The 15163-nt window shown below is 63.6% G+C and carries 12 protein-coding genes; 3 read left to right on the plus strand and 9 right to left on the minus strand.

Going from position 1 to position 15163, the window contains the following annotated elements:
• Positions 1-2: 2 nt before the first annotated feature.
• The 3 genes from ACM42_RS13565 to ACM42_RS13575 are packed head-to-tail and all read right to left on the minus strand — an operon-like array spanning position 3 to position 3579.
• Positions 3-782, minus strand: a complete 780-nt coding sequence (locus ACM42_RS13565) for an ABC transporter ATP-binding protein (RefSeq protein ID WP_271528394.1) — start codon at positions 780-782, stop codon at positions 3-5.
• Complete coding sequence (locus ACM42_RS13570) at positions 779-1837, minus strand: FecCD family ABC transporter permease (protein ID WP_271528395.1); 1059 nt, start codon at positions 1835-1837, stop codon at positions 779-781. Before ACM42_RS13570 ends, ACM42_RS13565 begins: the two co-directional genes overlap by 4 nt.
• Complete coding sequence (locus ACM42_RS13575) at positions 1837-3579, minus strand: ABC transporter substrate-binding protein (protein WP_271528396.1); 1743 nt, start codon at positions 3577-3579, stop codon at positions 1837-1839. Before ACM42_RS13575 ends, ACM42_RS13570 begins: the two co-directional genes overlap by 1 nt.
• Between ACM42_RS13575 and ACM42_RS13580 the strand changes: the two genes are divergently transcribed.
• Entirely contained in the window at positions 3578-5629 is a 2052-nt protein-coding gene (locus tag ACM42_RS13580; RefSeq protein WP_271528397.1) for a TonB-dependent receptor, read from the plus strand. The genes ACM42_RS13575 and ACM42_RS13580 overlap by 2 nt on opposite strands.
• Here ACM42_RS13580 and queC read toward each other — a convergent pair.
• Positions 5626-6348 (minus strand): 7-cyano-7-deazaguanine synthase QueC, encoded by a 723-nt coding sequence (queC, locus tag ACM42_RS13585; RefSeq protein ID WP_271528398.1) that lies wholly within the window; start codon positions 6346-6348, stop codon positions 5626-5628. The genes ACM42_RS13580 and queC overlap by 4 nt on opposite strands.
• Before the next feature lie 126 nt (positions 6349-6474).
• On the opposite strand from queC, the gene mazG reads away from it, so the two are divergent.
• Positions 6475-7329 (plus strand): nucleoside triphosphate pyrophosphohydrolase, encoded by an 855-nt coding sequence (mazG, locus tag ACM42_RS13590; protein ID WP_271528399.1) that lies wholly within the window; start codon positions 6475-6477, stop codon positions 7327-7329.
• 149 nt (positions 7330-7478) lie between these two features.
• Here the strand turns inward: mazG and hflX are convergent, their stop codons facing one another.
• From hflX to ACM42_RS13610, 4 genes are all read right to left on the minus strand, one after another.
• Positions 7479-8858 carry a GTPase HflX gene (hflX, locus tag ACM42_RS13595; RefSeq protein WP_271528400.1) on the minus strand — a complete coding sequence of 460 codons (1380 nt, stop codon included), beginning with the start codon at positions 8856-8858 and terminating at the stop codon, positions 7479-7481.
• Positions 8859-8869: 11 nt separating this feature from the next.
• Complete coding sequence (gene hfq, locus ACM42_RS13600) at positions 8870-9118, minus strand: RNA chaperone Hfq (protein ID WP_028179548.1); 249 nt, start codon at positions 9116-9118, stop codon at positions 8870-8872.
• Positions 9119-9426: 308 nt separating this feature from the next.
• Entirely contained in the window at positions 9427-10797 is a 1371-nt protein-coding gene (gene ntrX / locus ACM42_RS13605; RefSeq protein WP_131868639.1) for a nitrogen assimilation response regulator NtrX, read from the minus strand.
• A 17-nt stretch (positions 10798-10814) separates the two neighbouring features.
• Positions 10815-13217: a sensor histidine kinase gene (locus ACM42_RS13610; RefSeq protein ID WP_271528401.1), complete on the minus strand. Its 2403-nt coding sequence runs from the start codon at positions 13215-13217 to the stop codon at positions 10815-10817.
• Between the two features lie 172 nt (positions 13218-13389).
• Between ACM42_RS13610 and ACM42_RS13615 the strand changes: the two genes are divergently transcribed.
• Positions 13390-13545 carry a hypothetical protein gene (locus ACM42_RS13615; protein WP_271528480.1) on the plus strand — a complete coding sequence of 52 codons (156 nt, stop codon included), beginning with the start codon at positions 13390-13392 and terminating at the stop codon, positions 13543-13545.
• Positions 13546-13714: 169 nt separating this feature from the next.
• On the opposite strand, the gene ntrC is transcribed toward ACM42_RS13615, so the two are convergent.
• Positions 13715-15157 carry a nitrogen regulation protein NR(I) gene (gene ntrC, locus ACM42_RS13620; RefSeq protein WP_239623552.1) on the minus strand — a complete coding sequence of 481 codons (1443 nt, stop codon included), beginning with the start codon at positions 15155-15157 and terminating at the stop codon, positions 13715-13717.
• Positions 15158-15163 lie beyond the last annotated feature (6 nt).

The following is a 15163-nucleotide window of genomic DNA, read 5'->3' on the forward strand; positions in this document are numbered from 1 at the left end:
TCTCAGGGGACCAGAGGCTGATCCGGAGCCCTGCTCCGCAAGCCGTGCAACGGCACGATCGCCGAGGCCGTCTCCTCGCCTGCATGGACATCGACGCGGCGCACCGGCACGCCATACATCCGAGCGAGATTGCCTTCGGTCAGCACCATTTCTGTCGGGCCGGAGATGTGCATGCCATTGCGCTGCATCAGCAAGGTCGTATCGGCGATACCGATTGCATGGTCCGGATGATGCGTTGTGAACAACACGGTCAGGCCCAAGGAGCTTGCGAGGCGCAGGAGCAGGCGAAGAACGACGCCCTGATTGGCGATGTCGAGCGCCGAGGCTGGCTCATCCAGCACGAGGACCTTGCAGTCGCTGGCCAGTGCGCGGGCCAGCAGGACGAGCTGCCGCTGCCCGCCGCTCAGCCGGTCGTAACGCTGCTCCGCGAGAGCCCCCAGACCGACTTCCTCGAGAGACTCATACGCACGTTCCCTGTCCTTGCGGCCCGGTGAGCTGAACCTGCCGAGATAGCGGCTTCGACCCATCAGAACCATATCGACGGCACTGTAGGACTGATCGGCCGTCAATGCCTGCGGCACGAAACCCACATGGCCGTCGATGTCGATGATTCCTTCCTTGAGGGTCAATGTTCGGCTGATCGCGCGCAGCAAGGTTGTCTTGCCGCAGCCATTCGGCCCGAGGATTGCGGCGATCCGGGCCGAAGGAAAGGTGACGGACAGCTCGCGAAAGAGCCAGTGCTGGGATCCGTACCTGTGGCCTGCATTCTCGATGCGGATCATGCTGCGCCGCTCCTGGTGGTGCGCCGGAGGAGCAGCGCGAAGATCGGAGTGCCGATGAGCGCCGTGATGATCCCGACCGGAATCTCGGCCGGCGTGAGCGACCGCGCCAGCGTGTCCGCTGCAACCAGGAAGATGGCGCCCAGGAATGTCGATACCGGCAGCAGCTGGCGGTTGTCCGCCCCAACGATCATGCGCGCAAGGTTGGGAACGATGAGTCCGACCCAGCCGATCGTTCCGCTGACCGCAACTTGAGACGAGATCGCAAGACAGGCCGCGGCCAGAAGGATCAACCGATCGCGCCCCGGATTGACGCCGAGGGCTCGAGCCTCTTCATCTCCGAGCGAAAGAACGTTGACCCGCCACCTCATCCCGATGAGTACGGCGGCTGCGACCGCGGTGCAGACTGCAATCAGACCGCAGTGCAGCCACGTCGAAGGCGCGAAGCTGCCCAGCAGCCAGAACACGATGACCTGCAATGTCGTCTCGGGATCGGCCAGATAGGTCACAAGTCCGACCAGAGCGGTGCAGAACGCGCTGACGACCACGCCCGCAAGCACGAGCGTGAGGATGGGCGAGAGATTGTCGCTGCGATGGAGCGCAAGCACGGCGACGAGCGCCAAGGCGGCGCCTCCAAAAGCACCGATCTGGACGAGTGGCCCGAACCCGACCAGGTAGATGACGATGACGCCGCCGAGGGCAGCTCCGGAGGAGGCTCCGATTGTCTGGGGGCCAACCAGCGGATTGCGGAAGATCGCCTGAAGCACTGCGCCGCACAGAGACAGGCCTGCGCCTGCGATAGCGGCGGTGAGCACGCGTGGCAGCCTCACCGTTTCGACGACGACGGCTTCCGTGGTCGTCCACGTCGCTTTCACTGCGACCAGGTGCGACACGATGATCGACAAAACCGTGCCGAACGGGATCTGATACCGTCCCGATGCGATCGCCCACAAAAGGACGAGGATCAGGCCCGCAGCGAGCGCAACGTAAAGCAGGGCAAAGGATCTTTCACTTCGCGAGGGGAGACTCGTCGCCGATCCGGAGATAGCGCTTCCCATCAATGAGCCCGATAAGCTTCGTAGCCGGCCGACCCGGCGTTGTCCTTGAGAAACAGGATGCCGTCTATCTCCTCATCGGTTGGATTGTAATTATAGAGAAAGCCGAACCAGCTCTTCACCGAGGTACGAATGCTCTCCTGAGCACGTTCGGGATGCAGCAGACCGGCCAGCCAGAGCCAACCAAGTGCCGATTCGTGACTCGGCGGATCCCAGCGATAACCCCCGAGAGGAACGCGGTACACGCGGCGAGCCTGAACGGCCTCGATGCCCTGCCAGCGCGGATCGCGATACAGATCCGACGGCATCGCCGGATCGAAATTTCCAAGCAGGATGACTTGCGGATTCCACGCGAGGATCTGTTCAATGGTGATGGTGCTGATCGAAGCGGTGCCGACCGCGTTCTGTCCGCCCGCCAGCTCAATGGCGAAATCCTGCGCCGTTCCTTTGCCGCTGACGCGCAGCATGTTCGTGACTCGATTGAAGTACAGCACGCGTGGTCGCTGCGTCGACGATAGATCGGCAAACCGCGACGTCAGCGACTGACGAGTCTCTTCCTGCTTTCGGAGCAATTCGCTCGCTCGGTCTTCCCTGCCCGCAATCTTACCCATCAACTTCACGTAGTCGACGTAGTTCTCGAACGAACCGACACGCATGCCGACGACGGGAATCCCGGTCCGGTCCAACGGCCCGATGATCTCGTTGTTGTTGGCCCATTGGAAAACCGCATCCGGCCGCAATGCGAGGATTGCCTCTACATTCGGAGCGAAGTTGGAGGCATCTCCACCGGTCGTTATCGCCGTCTGGATCTGCCTGAAGCCAGGAAACAGCTTGCCGAAAATGCCCTCCTGCATCCCGCGTGCAGCGTATTCGTTCATACCGACGATCTTCCTGTCGCTCCCATCGATCGTCATGAAGGTCGATGGTGCCGGGATCGGAATGATGACCAGGCGTTCCGGCAGTCGGCTGAACGAGAGCTTGCGGTTGCGCTGGTCGGTCAGATCGATCGCGTTCGCAGCACTGAGCTCGCCGAACGCAATCACAAGGATCGTGGCCAAGCCCAGTGCTGATCTTCCCCAACGCAACAGCGGCAGCATGAAATGCAAGAACCTCGTCGGCGCGGGGATTATCGACCCGGCGCTGCTGACACGGCTACATAGTCCAATGGAAGGAAGATTCAAAAGCAAAATGCTCGTCGTGTGCTGGAGGTGTGGCTGTCCGAAATTAGAATCGCTCGAAGGACGATGTGTCGTTCGATCGCGACGACGAGTTGCTGAATGTCGTGCATCAAACGCTTGATTGATGAGCAGAGCATCCAGCGCAATTTGAATTCCTCGAAACTGGACTTCGGAAGATGGCACAAGAGATTGTCGCAAGATAAGACGCCTGAGGCTGGCTGAATGCTGAGGGATATCGTCGATGTTTTCGAGAACGATCGTTTCTGACTTTGGGAGAAGTTCGCTTTTTTCGTCGACTTGGAGATTGAGTGTGGGGCTTGCTTGCGTGGCGGCCACGGCATCGAGCGTAGTCGCGGAAGCCCAGACGGCGGGTAGTTCATCACAACAATCCGTGCTGCCGACGGTGACCGTCGAGGCCGGAAAACCGTCGAAGCCTCGTCGCACGGCACGGCAGAATGCAGCGCGCGCGGCGCGACAAACGCAGTCGCAGGCTGTGCAGCCGGCACGAGGCCCGCAAACCGCGCAAACAGCTCCTGAAGGCACGAACAGCGATTCCCTGAAGCCCATGGGCGGCAGGCTGCCGCAAGCGGGAATTCCTCATCTTGCGGAGCAGAGCATCACGGTTGTTGACCGTGCCCAGATCGAGGCGACTTCGCCAACTGGCCTTCTCGATATTCTTGCTTCGGTCCCGGGCGTCTCGGTCGCCCGCTCCGGCGGTATCGGTGGTCAGATCTACTTGCGAGGGTTCTCCTCGAACAGCTTCCGCTCGCCGATGTTCATCGACGGCGATCGCTTCCGCGGCCGCAATACACTGCAGCTCAATTACCTCGCGCCTGACGAGGTCGAGCGCGTCGAAGTGATCCGCGGTCCAGGCTCCGTGGTCTATGGCAGCGAGGCGCTGACCGGACTGGTCAACGTCGTGACCCGCTCGTACACCGGCGATACGTCGGGGCCATTCCGGTTTACGGGTGGCGGCTGGTCGACCGGCTACGGAAGTGCCGCCAACTCGTTCACCACCTACGACTGGGTCAAGGGCGCCGGACAGGGCTTCGATTTCATCGGCGGGTTCGCCGGGCGCTGGGGCGGCGACTATCAGACTTCGCTCGGAACGGTGCCGAATAGCGACTATCAGAGCGTCGGCGGCAATATCAAGCTCGGCTACTCGCCCGATATCGGACAGAGGCTGGAGCTCTCGTTGCGCTCTTACAGCGAGGTCGATGGGCGAGCCGGCGGCGTCGGCGGAGCGCCGGGTGCGCCGTATCTCCAGGTCCGGCAGGACCCCAATCAGGTGCATTCGGCGCGCATCGCCTATACCGGCGAACTCGACGGCCTGGTGAAGCACGTCGAGAGCTCCTTCTACGTCAACTATTTCGACACGAAGCTCTCGACAATCAATAACACGATCAACGCTGCCGGCATCACCACCAGGACCGTCAAATCCACCAGCCACGTCATAGGCCCCCTCGTAATCGGCGGGCGCTCACTGGCCGAGATTCCCTGGCTCAGTCCGTGGGGTGCAACGAAGACCACGGTCGGCCTCGACGGCTTCCGGGAAGCGCGGCCGGGCAGCGAATTGACGTCCGAGACCATCACCCGCAATGGGACGACGGGGATCGTGACGAGCGATGTGTTTTCGCCTTACACCAAGCAAGGCCCCGACACGACGCAATCCAACATCGGCACGTTCGTCCTGCATGAATGGAAGCCGACCCAGCCGCTGACGCTGTCCGCAGGGGGCCGTTTCGACTGGTTCAACACGACCACTGACACCTCGCCGCTCGCGTCCACCATTCCTGCAAATGTCAGAGCATTGTATGCGAGCAAGACCAACGTGGATCAAACGGCTCCGACCGGAAGCCTTGGGTTCGTCTACGCCGTCCTGCCAAGCGTCGACCTGATCGGCAACGTGGCGACCTCGTTCCGTCAACCGACGAACTCCGAGCTGTTTGCCGTGACGGCCACTCAGCTTCCCAATCCGGACCTGAAGCCGGAACGCGGCGTGACGTACGAAGGAGGCGCACGCTTTCATACGACCAATGCAGAGCTCAAGGTCACGGCGTTCGATACGCACTACGAGAACTTCCTTCAAACGGTCGCAGTGACGCTCAACGGTGTCGGCGGATACACCCAGTCACAGAACGTCGGCAAGGCCGAGGTGACCGGCGTCGAACTGGAGGCGCGCTGGCAGATGACGCCGTCCGTCAACCTGTTCACGAACTTCACCCAGCTGCGCGGTACCAACACGGCGACCGACAAGCCGCTGCCTTTTCTCGCTCCGTATCGCGGGCGGGTGGGGATACAATATGCGGACCCGGATGGCGCCTACTCGATCCTCGGCGTGATCGATTGGGCCGCCAGCAAGACCCGGATCGATCCGGCGCAGGAGTATACGACCTCGGGATACGCCATTCCCAAGCTCTATGCGACGCTTCAACTCGGCAAGCTGGTATCGCCGCAACTCGGCGATACCAAGCTGATCCTCGGCTTGGAGAACATCTTCAACACGGCCTATGTCGACGCCTCGACCTTCGTGAACCGCTCGTATCCACGGAGCTTCACGAACCCTCTCGTGGAGACCGGTCGAAACGTCTCGATGAAACTGCAGCACACTTTCTAGCGGGCCTGCCTGCCCGCCACATACTCCGCCCATCCCTTTGCGCGCAGGCTGCACGCGGGGCACTCGCCGCAGCCATAGCCCCAATCGTGCTGCGCGCCGCGTTCGCCGAGATAGCAGGTGTGCGAGTGCTCGCGGATGAGATCGACCAGCCCCTCGCCGCCGAGATCCTGCGCCAGTTTCCAGGTCGCGGCCTTGTCGATCCACATCAAGGGCGTATGCAATTCGAACTTTCTGGCCATGCCGAGTGAGAGCGCGGCCTGCATGGCACGGATGGTCTCGTCGCGGCAATCGGGATAGCCGGAATAGTCGGTCTCGCACATGCCGCCGACGATGTGGTTGATCCCGCGTCGATAGGCCAGCGCCGCGGCGAAGGTCAGGAACACGAGGTTGCGGCCGGGCACGAACGTATTGGGCAGGCCATCGGCCCCCATCGCGATCGCGACGTCGCGCGTCAACGCGGTCTCGGACACCGCCGCCAGCGTCGGGATCGACAGCGTATGGCTCTCGTCGAGCTTTGCGGCCCAATCCGCGCGCAGCCCCTTGATGCCGTCGAACAACCGCTCGCGGCAGGCGAGCTCGATGGCATGGCGCTGGCCGTAGTCGAACCCCAGCGTCTCCACGCGGGCAAAGCGGCTGAGCGCCCAGGCCAGGCAGGTGGTGGAATCCTGGCCGCCGGAGAACAGCACCAGCGCGGTCTCGGAGGAAAATGCGTCATTCATGGCCCGCGCTTTAGCATTGCGCGCCCTGCTCGCCAATCGGTGGAAATCGGCCTGTTCCGCCGTACCAGGCTGGGAACGCCGGCCCGGTTTTGGCATAAGGTTGCGGAGCCAGGAGACTGCCCCGCAATGACCCCTTCCCGCGAGATTTCCCGCCTGATCGAGATCATGGCGGCGCTACGCACGCCGGTCACCGGCTGCCCCTGGGACCTCGAGCAGGATTTTGCGACGATCGCGCCCTACACCATCGAGGAAGCCTATGAGGTGGTCGACGCCATCGCCCGCGGCGATCTCGACGATCTGCGCGAGGAGCTCGGCGATCTCCTGCTCCAGGTCGTGTACCACGCCCAGATGGCCTCGGAGCGGAACGCGTTCGATTTTGGTGACGTCGTCGAAGCCATCACCCGCAAGATGATCCGGCGGCATCCCCATGTCTTCGCCGACAAGGACGGCAATCTCGCCTCCTCCCACGTCAAGGAGGTCTGGGACCGCATCAAGGCCGAGGAGAAAGCCGAGCGCGCCGCACGCCGGCCGCCGGAGGACGCGCCGTCGCACAGATCGCTGCTGTCGGGGGTAAAGGCCGGCCAGCCGGCGCTGACGCGCGCGATGGAGCTCCAACGCAAGGCCTCCACCGTCGGCTTCGACTGGAACGATCCGCGCGCGGTGCTGCAAAAGATCCGAGAGGAGGTCGACGAGATCGAGGCGGCATTGGATCGCAACGACAAGCAGGAGATTGCGGAAGAGACCGGCGACCTGATGTTCGCTCTCGTCAACCTCGCCCGCCATGTCGACGCCGATCCGGAAAGCGCACTACGCGTGACCAATGCGAAATTCGAGCGGCGCTTCGCCTATATCGAGCGGACGCTGGAGGCGCAGGGTCGGACCCTTGAGCGGGCGTCGCTGGCGGAGATGGACGCGCTGTGGAATGCGGCGAAGGGTGAGGAGAAGCCGGCGTCAGGGGGAGGCAAGGAAGCCAGCCGGTAACCTCGCTGTCGTCCCTGCGAACGCAGCGACCCATAACCACAGGCAGCAATTTGGCGAAAGCTCGAAGTCAAGCGTTCGTCGGTACGAAGACCGCCCGACGTGGATAGATCACGCGGTATGGGCCCCGGCGTTCGCCGGGACGACAGCGGTCATGTGGCGTGATGCGGCACCGCGTCGAACCTCGACACCACGATATCCCGCTTGGTCTCGTCCACCCGTACGGTCATGTCGAAGCGGCCGTCGTGCAGCTCCTTAGACAGGACCTCGGCGTTGCGGTGCAGCCAGCTGATGCCGGCACCGTCCGAGGCGTCGATGGAGAGATCGAGCGTGGTGCGTTTGGCGGCGAGGCGTTGCTCGATCGCGGCGAGCAGTGCGTCGATGCCCTCACCTGATACGGCTGAGACCAGCATCGCCGGATGATCCTCCGGCCTGCGCGCCGCGATATTGAGCAGCTCTTCCCGCTGCCCGGCGTCGAACCGGTCGATCTTGTTCCAGACTTCGATGATGCGGCCGGAATCATCAGGGTTGATGCCGAGCTGGCGCAGCACCGCGTCGACATCGCTCTGCTGCGCTTCGGCGTCCTCGTGCGAGATGTCGCGGACATGCAGGATGACGTCGGCCTCCAGCACCTCCTCCAGCGTGGCACGGAAGGCGGCGACGAGTTGGGTCGGCAGATTGGAGATGAAGCCGACGGTGTCCGACAGCATCGCCTTGCCGCCATGCGGCAAAGTGAGTGCGCGTAAGGTGGGGTCGAGCGTCGCAAACAGCATGTCGGCCGCCTGCACGTCGGCCCGGGTCAGGCGGTTGAACAGCGTCGATTTGCCGGCATTGGTGTAGCCGACCAGCGCGACGACGCGATACGGTACGCGCTGGCGGCCGGCACGATGCAGACGCCGCGTCGCCTGCACCTTTTTCAGCTCGCTCTCGAGCCTGGAGATGCGCTCCTGAATCAGGCGGCGGTCCGCCTCGATCTGCGTCTCGCCAGGACCGCCCATGAAGCCGAAACCGCCCCGCTGGCGTTCGAGATGGGTCCAGGAGCGCACCAGGCGCGAGCGCTGGTAGTTGAGATGCGCAAGCTCGACCTGGAGCGAGCCCTCCCTGGTCTTGGCGCGGCGGCCGAAGATCTCCAGAATGAGACCGGTGCGGTCGAGCACCTTGGCCTGCCATTCCTTCTCGAGATTGCGCTGCTGGATCGGCGATAGCGCGCAATCCATCACCACGAGCTCGACCTCCAGACTCTTGATCAGCCCTGCGATCTCTTCGACCTTGCCCTTGCCGATATAGGTCGCGGGCCGAATCTGGCTGACCGGAGCGATGATGGCATCGGCAATGACGAGATCAATCGCGCGCGCGAGGCCCGCGGCCTCGTCGAGTCGGGCCTCGGTGTCGCGCAGGACATGGCCTTCCGATTGCGCGTCAGCATTCCCTGCACGCACCCGCAAATAGGGGCCGATGACCAGCACCCGCCCCGTATTGGCCCCTGCCGACCGCGGACGGTCGGCATCCCCGTCGAAATTCCGGGGTTCCAATCAGATCACTCTCAAGTCGGCTGATCCTCGCCGCCTTCGAACAACTGGATCGGTGCGCCCGGCATGATGGTCGAGATCGCATGCTTGTAGACCAGCTGCGAATGACCGTCGCGCCGCAACAGCAAACAGAAATTGTCGAACCAGGTCACGATGCCCTGGAGCTTCACTCCGTTGACCAGAAAGATCGTCAGTGGCGTCTTGGTTTTGCGAACGTGATTAAGGAAGGTGTCCTGTAAGTTTTGTGCGCGGTCTGCCGCCATTGTTTTTTTCTCGCTTTGAGTTTCTTTTTATTGCGCCGGTTGCGGCCCTCTTGTGACGTTCGGGGCCTCTCCCGGTTGCTGTCCCTCATGAGATCCCCCTCGGAAGGAACAGCGGTTCGATTAGAGGACAGGTCGGGATATTAGGCAAGCCGCTTCACGCGGCAGGCCACGCCCTATTGTCCCGGAAAACTACGGAAATCGATGATCTTGCTCACTTATTCCTGACGCGTGGCCGCAAGGTCGCGCGCTGCTATTGTTTTGACGCGTCTTCTTGACGCGAACCGGTCTCCACCCCGCTCGAAAGCACGTTAGCCGACGCCGAGCGCTTTCAATTTGCGGTGCAGCGCCGAACGTTCCATGCCAACGAACTCGGCCGTACGAGAAATATTTCCTGAAAAACGGCTTATCTGCGCAATTAAATAGTCGCGCTCGAACACCTCGCGCGCCTCACGCAGCGGCAAGCCCATGATGTGCTCGCCATTGTTGCTGGTCGGCATCGCCGGCACCATCGAGCCGACGTCCTGCGGCAACATGTCGGCCGTGATGATGACCTCCGGCCCGCCTGCCGCGAGAATCATGACCCTCTCGACGTTGTTGCGGAGCTGACGCACATTGCCGGGCCAAACATGGGATTGCAGCACCGCCATCGCGTCCTGCCCGATCTGGCGCTTGGGCAGGCCGCTGCCGGCGGAAATCTGCTCCATGAAATAGTCGATCAATTCCGGAATGTCCTCGCGCCGCTCCGACAGCGCGGGCACGCGAATCGGCACCACCGAGAGCCGGTGGTAGAGGTCCTCGCGGAAACGGCCGGCCGCGATCTCCTCCTCCAGGTTGCGCGCGGTCGAGGAGATGATGCGCACGTCGACCTGCACCCTGGCGGTACCGCCGACGCGCTGGAACGACTGCTCCACCAGCACACGCAAGATCTTGTTCTGGGTCTCGCGCGGCATGTCGGCGATTTCGTCGATAAACAACGTGCCGCCATGGGCTTCCTCGAGCGCACCGGGCTTGCGCGGCTGCTCGCCATTGGACTGCTCGATGCCGAACAGCTCGTGCTCCATGCGCTCGGGCGTGATCGCCGCCGCGTTGATCACCACGAAGGGACCGTCGGCACGGCCCGAGGCCGTATGCAGCGTGCGTGCGGTCAATTCCTTGCCGGCGCCGGCGGGGCCTACGATCAGGATGCGGCTGTTGGCCTTCGCCGCACGCTCGATGGTCTGGCGCAGCTGGTTCATGCTGGGCGAGCGGCCGACGAGCTGGCTCGCGCTCGGCGCGAGCTGCTTCAGCTCCTTGACCTCGCGCTTGAGTCGCGAGTTCTCCAGCGCTCTGGTCGCGACCAGGATCAGCCGGTCAGCCTTGAACGGCTTCTCGATGAAGTCGTAGGCGCCGCGCTTGATCGCGGCGACCGCGGTCTCGATGTTGCCGTGGCCGGAGATCATCACGACCGGCAGATCGGCATTGTCCTTCTTGACCTGCTCCAGCAGCTGCAAGCCGTCGAGCTTGGAGCCTTGCAGCCAGATGTCGAGAAACACGAGATGCGGCCGCCGATTGGCAATCTCGGCGAGCGCCGTATCGCTGTCGCGTGCGGTCCGGGTCACGAACCCCTCGTCTTCGAGAATGCCCGCAACGAGATCCCGAATATCGGCCTCATCATCGACAATCAGAATTTCACTTGCCATGGATCGCGCCTGTGTTGTCAGCTGCCTGTTGAGGCTTCGATTTTCGTTGAATCATTGGTCTTTTCAGCCGGCTCTTTGGTTCCGGCGGCCGGCTCTTTTGTTTCCAGGTCGTTGCTGGATTTCTTGACGGATTCCGTGACCGCTGCCTTGTTTTCCGGCTTGATTGCTTCGTTGGGCGCTGGCTCGGCGCCCCCGGATTTCGCGGGTTGCCCCGTGATCGCAAAGCGCATCCGCATCCAGGCGCCGCGCTGGCCTTCGCGGAAATCGGAGGCGTCCTTCAGCTCGATCCGCCCGCCATGATCCTCCAGCACGCGGCCGACGATGGCCAGCCCCAGGCCCGTACCCTTGGCACGCGTGGTGACGTACGGTTCGAGCAGGCGCGAGCGCGCGACCTTGGGCAGGCCGATACCGTTGTCGATGACGTCGATCAGCACGTCGTCGCCCTCGCGCGACACCACGACGTCGATTCGGCCTTTGCCGAGCTCCTCGGGGGCAACCTGTTCGATTGCCTCGGTGGCGTTCTTGACGATGTTGGTGACCGCCTGGGAGATCAGCCGCCGGTCGAACTGGGCGCGGAGCGGATCGTCCTTGAACTCGGCCTCGATATCGATTTCGGGATGGGCGACCTTCATCAGGAACACCGCCTGACGCACGGTGTCGGCGACGTCCTCGCCTTCCATCACCGGTTTGGGCATCCGCGCAAAGCGCGAGAACTCGTCGACCATGCGCCTGATGTCGTCGACCTGGCGCACGATGGTGTCGGTGCACTGGTCGAAGATCTGCTTGTCCTTGACCTCGGTGATGGACTTGCCGAACTTGCGGCGGATGCGCTCGGCGGAGAGCTGGATCGGCGTCAGCGGGTTCTTGATCTCGTGGGCGATGCGGCGCGCCACGTCGCCCCAGGCCGAGGTCCGCTGTGCCGAGACGAGCTCGGTGATGTCGTCGAGCGTGATGATGTAGCTGTCGTGCGGCTGGTTTTTCTCGGCGCTGACGCGGACCGACAGATTGCGCTCGGCACCGTCGCGGGTGATCGTGATCTGGCCCTGCACCAGGCGCTGGCTCCCCTCCCGTGCCGTCTTCATCATCTCGTCGAGCTCGGGCAGCACGTCCGAGAGCGGATGGCCCAGCGTCTCCGCTTCGGAGTGGCCGATCAGCTTCTCGGCCGAGCGGTTGAGGATGCCGACGCTGCCGGAAGTATCGACGCCGATGATGCCGGCGCTCGCCGAGGACAGCACGGCCTCGATGAAGCGGCGGCGGCTGTCGATGAGATCGCTGGCATTGACCAGCTCGTCGCGCTGGCTGCGCAATTCCTGCGTCATCTTGTTGAAAGTCTCGCCCAGCTGGGCGAGATCGCCTTCCGACTGATGCACGGGCACCTGGACATGGAGGTCGCCGGTCGAGACCGTTTGCGCCGCGTTCATCAGCCGCCGGATCGGAGAGACCAGCGAGTTGGCGAAGTTGAGGCCGATCAACACCGAGGCCATCAGAATGGTCAGCGCGATCACCGCGAACATCAGCGCGAAGGCGACCTGGATGCCGAGCCGGCGCGACTCGATCTGGGCGTATTCGGCGACGCTGACTTCGGTCTGCTTGAGCTGATTGACGACGTTCGGATCGAGTGGACGGGCGACATAGAGGAAGGTGTCGCTGAAGGCGCGCAGACGGATCACCGCGGCAACGAAGCTCGCGTCCGGGAGGACCGCGATCTCGGGCTCGTTCTCGTTGACGTTGCTGAGGAAGTCCGGCGCGGGCGGCGAATAGGCCAGCCGCATGCCGGTGTCGGCGGATTCCAGGATATTGGTGTTCTTGTCGATGATCATCGCGCCCGGCAAATTGCGCGAGCCGGCACTGGCAGTCAGCATCTCCCGGAATGAGCGGCGATCCTGGTCGTAGAGCGGCCTCGCATGGGCGATGTCGTTGGCCATGCCGAGAATGTCGCCGCGGATCAGCTGCGCATGGTCCTGCATATAGGCCCGCGCGATCGTCAGCGAGTTCTGGATCACCTCCTTGGTCGGGCCGGAGAACAACCGGTCGAGGCCGCGCTCGATGGTGACGTTGGCGACCACGGCGACCAGCACCGCCGGCAGCACCGCCACGATCGAGAACAGGCTGACGATCTGGACATGGAGGCGCGCCGCCGCCCTGCCCCGCCGCCGCGCCAGGATCAGCTGCCAGAGTTCCCGGACGATGATCCCGACCAGGAGCAGGATCGTCGCGGCGTTGATCAGGTAGAACGAGCGGACGACCTCGGGCGTCGGATCGATCCTCGTAAGGCCGGTCAGGACCAGGAAGGTCAGGAGGGCCGACAGCAGCGCCAGCGCCACGGCAAAGGGGGCCAGCCAGCGCCGCACCGACCAACGCCGGGGCTCTTCTGCTGGGGCCGTGTCAAAGTGTGCGGCCGAGGTGTCTGCGCTGGTCATTCCGGCAATGGTGGTGATGAAAACGGTCCGCGACGGGCGGATACTGATGTATTCGTACCACATTGTTGCCGAATTGCGACAATTCCGCGGCGCGAACCCCGGGGCGGGGCGGTGAAATCCACAGGGGGTCTTGGCAGGCTAACCTGCGGGAACGGATTCCCGCGGCTGCGGCTTGTCCGAGATGGACAGGTTCTTTCTCGCGATAATGGTCTCTGCCGTTCTGCTGCTGATCGTCGCCGCCGATCTGCTGGTCAACGGTCCCGGCCTGCAGGAGTCGCCGGCGTACGTCGCACGCGTCCTGCCGTCCACAGGCACAATCATCAGGTGAATGTGTTCGCCGCCGCCGATGGTGGGATGTCCCATCCTTGTGTGACCGCGGAACATTTTGGCCCCACTCCGACTTCTGCTCATCGCGTCAGCCACAACGGCCAGCGCGATCCGGACAGGCTCAGCTCTGCCTTGGTAGGGGGAGCTGAGCCACCGTCCGTTTCGAGAGGTTAGCCCCCGCTCCGATAGACCTGGATGTCGAGATCCCGGATCTTCTTCCGCAGCGTGTTGCGGTTGAGGCCGAGCAGGTCGGCGGCGCGGATCTGGTTGCCGCGGGTGGCGGCCAGCGCGGCCGTGAGCAGCGGCACCTCGATCTCCTTGAGGATGCGGTGATAGAGGCCGGGCGGCGGCACGCCGTTCGGAAAGCCCTGGAAGTGCGAGGACAGATACGCCTCAACCGCGCCGCCGAGATTGTCGACGCCCTGCTGGACCGCGGCGCCCGGGCTGACCGAGGGCGGCGCAAGCTCGCCGTCGATGACGGAGGCCGTGATCACGTCCTGCGGATAGAGGGCGGCAAGGCGCCGGGCGAGATTTTCCAGCTCGCGCACGTTGCCGGGCCAGCGGTGCTGCTTGAGCCGCTCCAGCGCCAGCGAGTCGAGCTTCTTCGGCGGCAGCCCGTCCTTCTCGGCCAGCGTGAAGAAGTGCCGCACCAGATCCGGCAGATCCTCGATGCGCTCGCGCAAGGGCGGCAGCCGCAGCGGCACGACGTTGAGGCGAAAGAACAGATCTTCGCGGAACAGGCCCTGCTGGATCAGGACACGCAAATCCTTGTTGGAGGCCGCGACGATGCGCACGTCGGTCTTGATCGGCGTGCGGCCGCCGACCGTCGTGTATTCGCCCTGCTGCAACACGCGCAGCAGGCGGGTCTGCGCCTCCATCGGCATGTCGCCGATCTCATCCAGGAACAGCGTGCCGCCCTCGGCCTGCTCGAACCGGCCGGAGGCGCGGGTATTCGCGCCGGTGAAGGCGCCGCGCTCGTGCCCGAACAATTCGGACTCGATGAGATCGCGCGGAATCGCCGCCATGTTGACCGCGACGAACGGGCCGTTGCGGCGCTTGCCATAATCGTGCAGCGCCCGCGCCACCAGTTCCTTGCCGGTGCCGGACTCGCCCGTAATCATCACGGTGAGGTCGGTCTGCATCAGGCGCGCCAGCACGCGGTAGATTTCCTGCATCGCCGGCGAGCGGCCGACCAGCGGGATCGCCTCCATCTCGGCATCTTCGTCCGGCGTCGAGGTCCGCTCCTTCGGCTCGGCGAGCGCGCGACCGACGATGGCGATCAGCTCCTTGAGGTCGAAGGGCTTCGGCAGATATTCGTAGGCCCCGCGCTCGGAAGCGCGGATCGCCGTCATGAACGTGTTCTGCGCGCTCATGACGATGACGGGCAGATTCGGCCGCATCTTCTTGATCCGCGGCAACAGGTCGAAGGCGTTTTCGTCCGGCATCACCACGTCGGTGATGACGAGATCTCCCTCGCCCTGGCTGACCCAGCGCCACAGCGTTGCGGCATTGCCGGTCAGCCGCACCTCGTAACCGGCGCGGGACAGTGCCTGATTGAGTACGGTGCGGATGGCGGTATCGTCATCGGCTACGAGAATGCTACCTGCGGGCATCGTTGA

The sequence above is a fragment of the Bradyrhizobium sp. CCBAU 25338 genome (assembly GCF_028128965.1).
Classification (GTDB): Bacteria; Pseudomonadota; Alphaproteobacteria; order Rhizobiales; family Xanthobacteraceae; genus Bradyrhizobium; species Bradyrhizobium liaoningense.

Bases quoted from the DNA above. Each gene is read 5' to 3' on its own strand.
- ACM42_RS13565 (WP_271528394.1), bottom strand. From the start codon at position 782: ATGATCCGCATCGAGAATGCAGGCCACAGGTACGGATCCCAGCACTGG.
- ACM42_RS13610 (WP_271528401.1), bottom strand. From the start codon at position 13,217: ATGACCAGCGCAGACACCTCGGCCGCACACTTTGACACGGCCCCAGCA.
- ACM42_RS13570 (WP_271528395.1), bottom strand. From the start codon at position 1,837: ATGGGAAGCGCTATCTCCGGATCGGCGACGAGTCTCCCCTCGCGAAGT.
- mazG (WP_271528399.1), top strand. From the start codon at position 6,475: ATGACCCCTTCCCGCGAGATTTCCCGCCTGATCGAGATCATGGCGGCG.
- ACM42_RS13580 (WP_271528397.1), top strand. From the start codon at position 3,578: ATGGGCGGCAGGCTGCCGCAAGCGGGAATTCCTCATCTTGCGGAGCAG.
- queC (WP_271528398.1), bottom strand. From the start codon at position 6,348: ATGAATGACGCATTTTCCTCCGAGACCGCGCTGGTGCTGTTCTCCGGC.
- ntrC (WP_239623552.1), bottom strand. From the start codon at position 15,157: ATGCCCGCAGGTAGCATTCTCGTAGCCGATGACGATACCGCCATCCGC.
- hfq (WP_028179548.1), bottom strand. From the start codon at position 9,118: ATGGCGGCAGACCGCGCACAAAACTTACAGGACACCTTCCTTAATCAC.
- ntrX (WP_131868639.1), bottom strand. From the start codon at position 10,797: ATGGCAAGTGAAATTCTGATTGTCGATGATGAGGCCGATATTCGGGAT.
- ACM42_RS13575 (WP_271528396.1), bottom strand. From the start codon at position 3,579: ATGGGCTTCAGGGAATCGCTGTTCGTGCCTTCAGGAGCTGTTTGCGCG.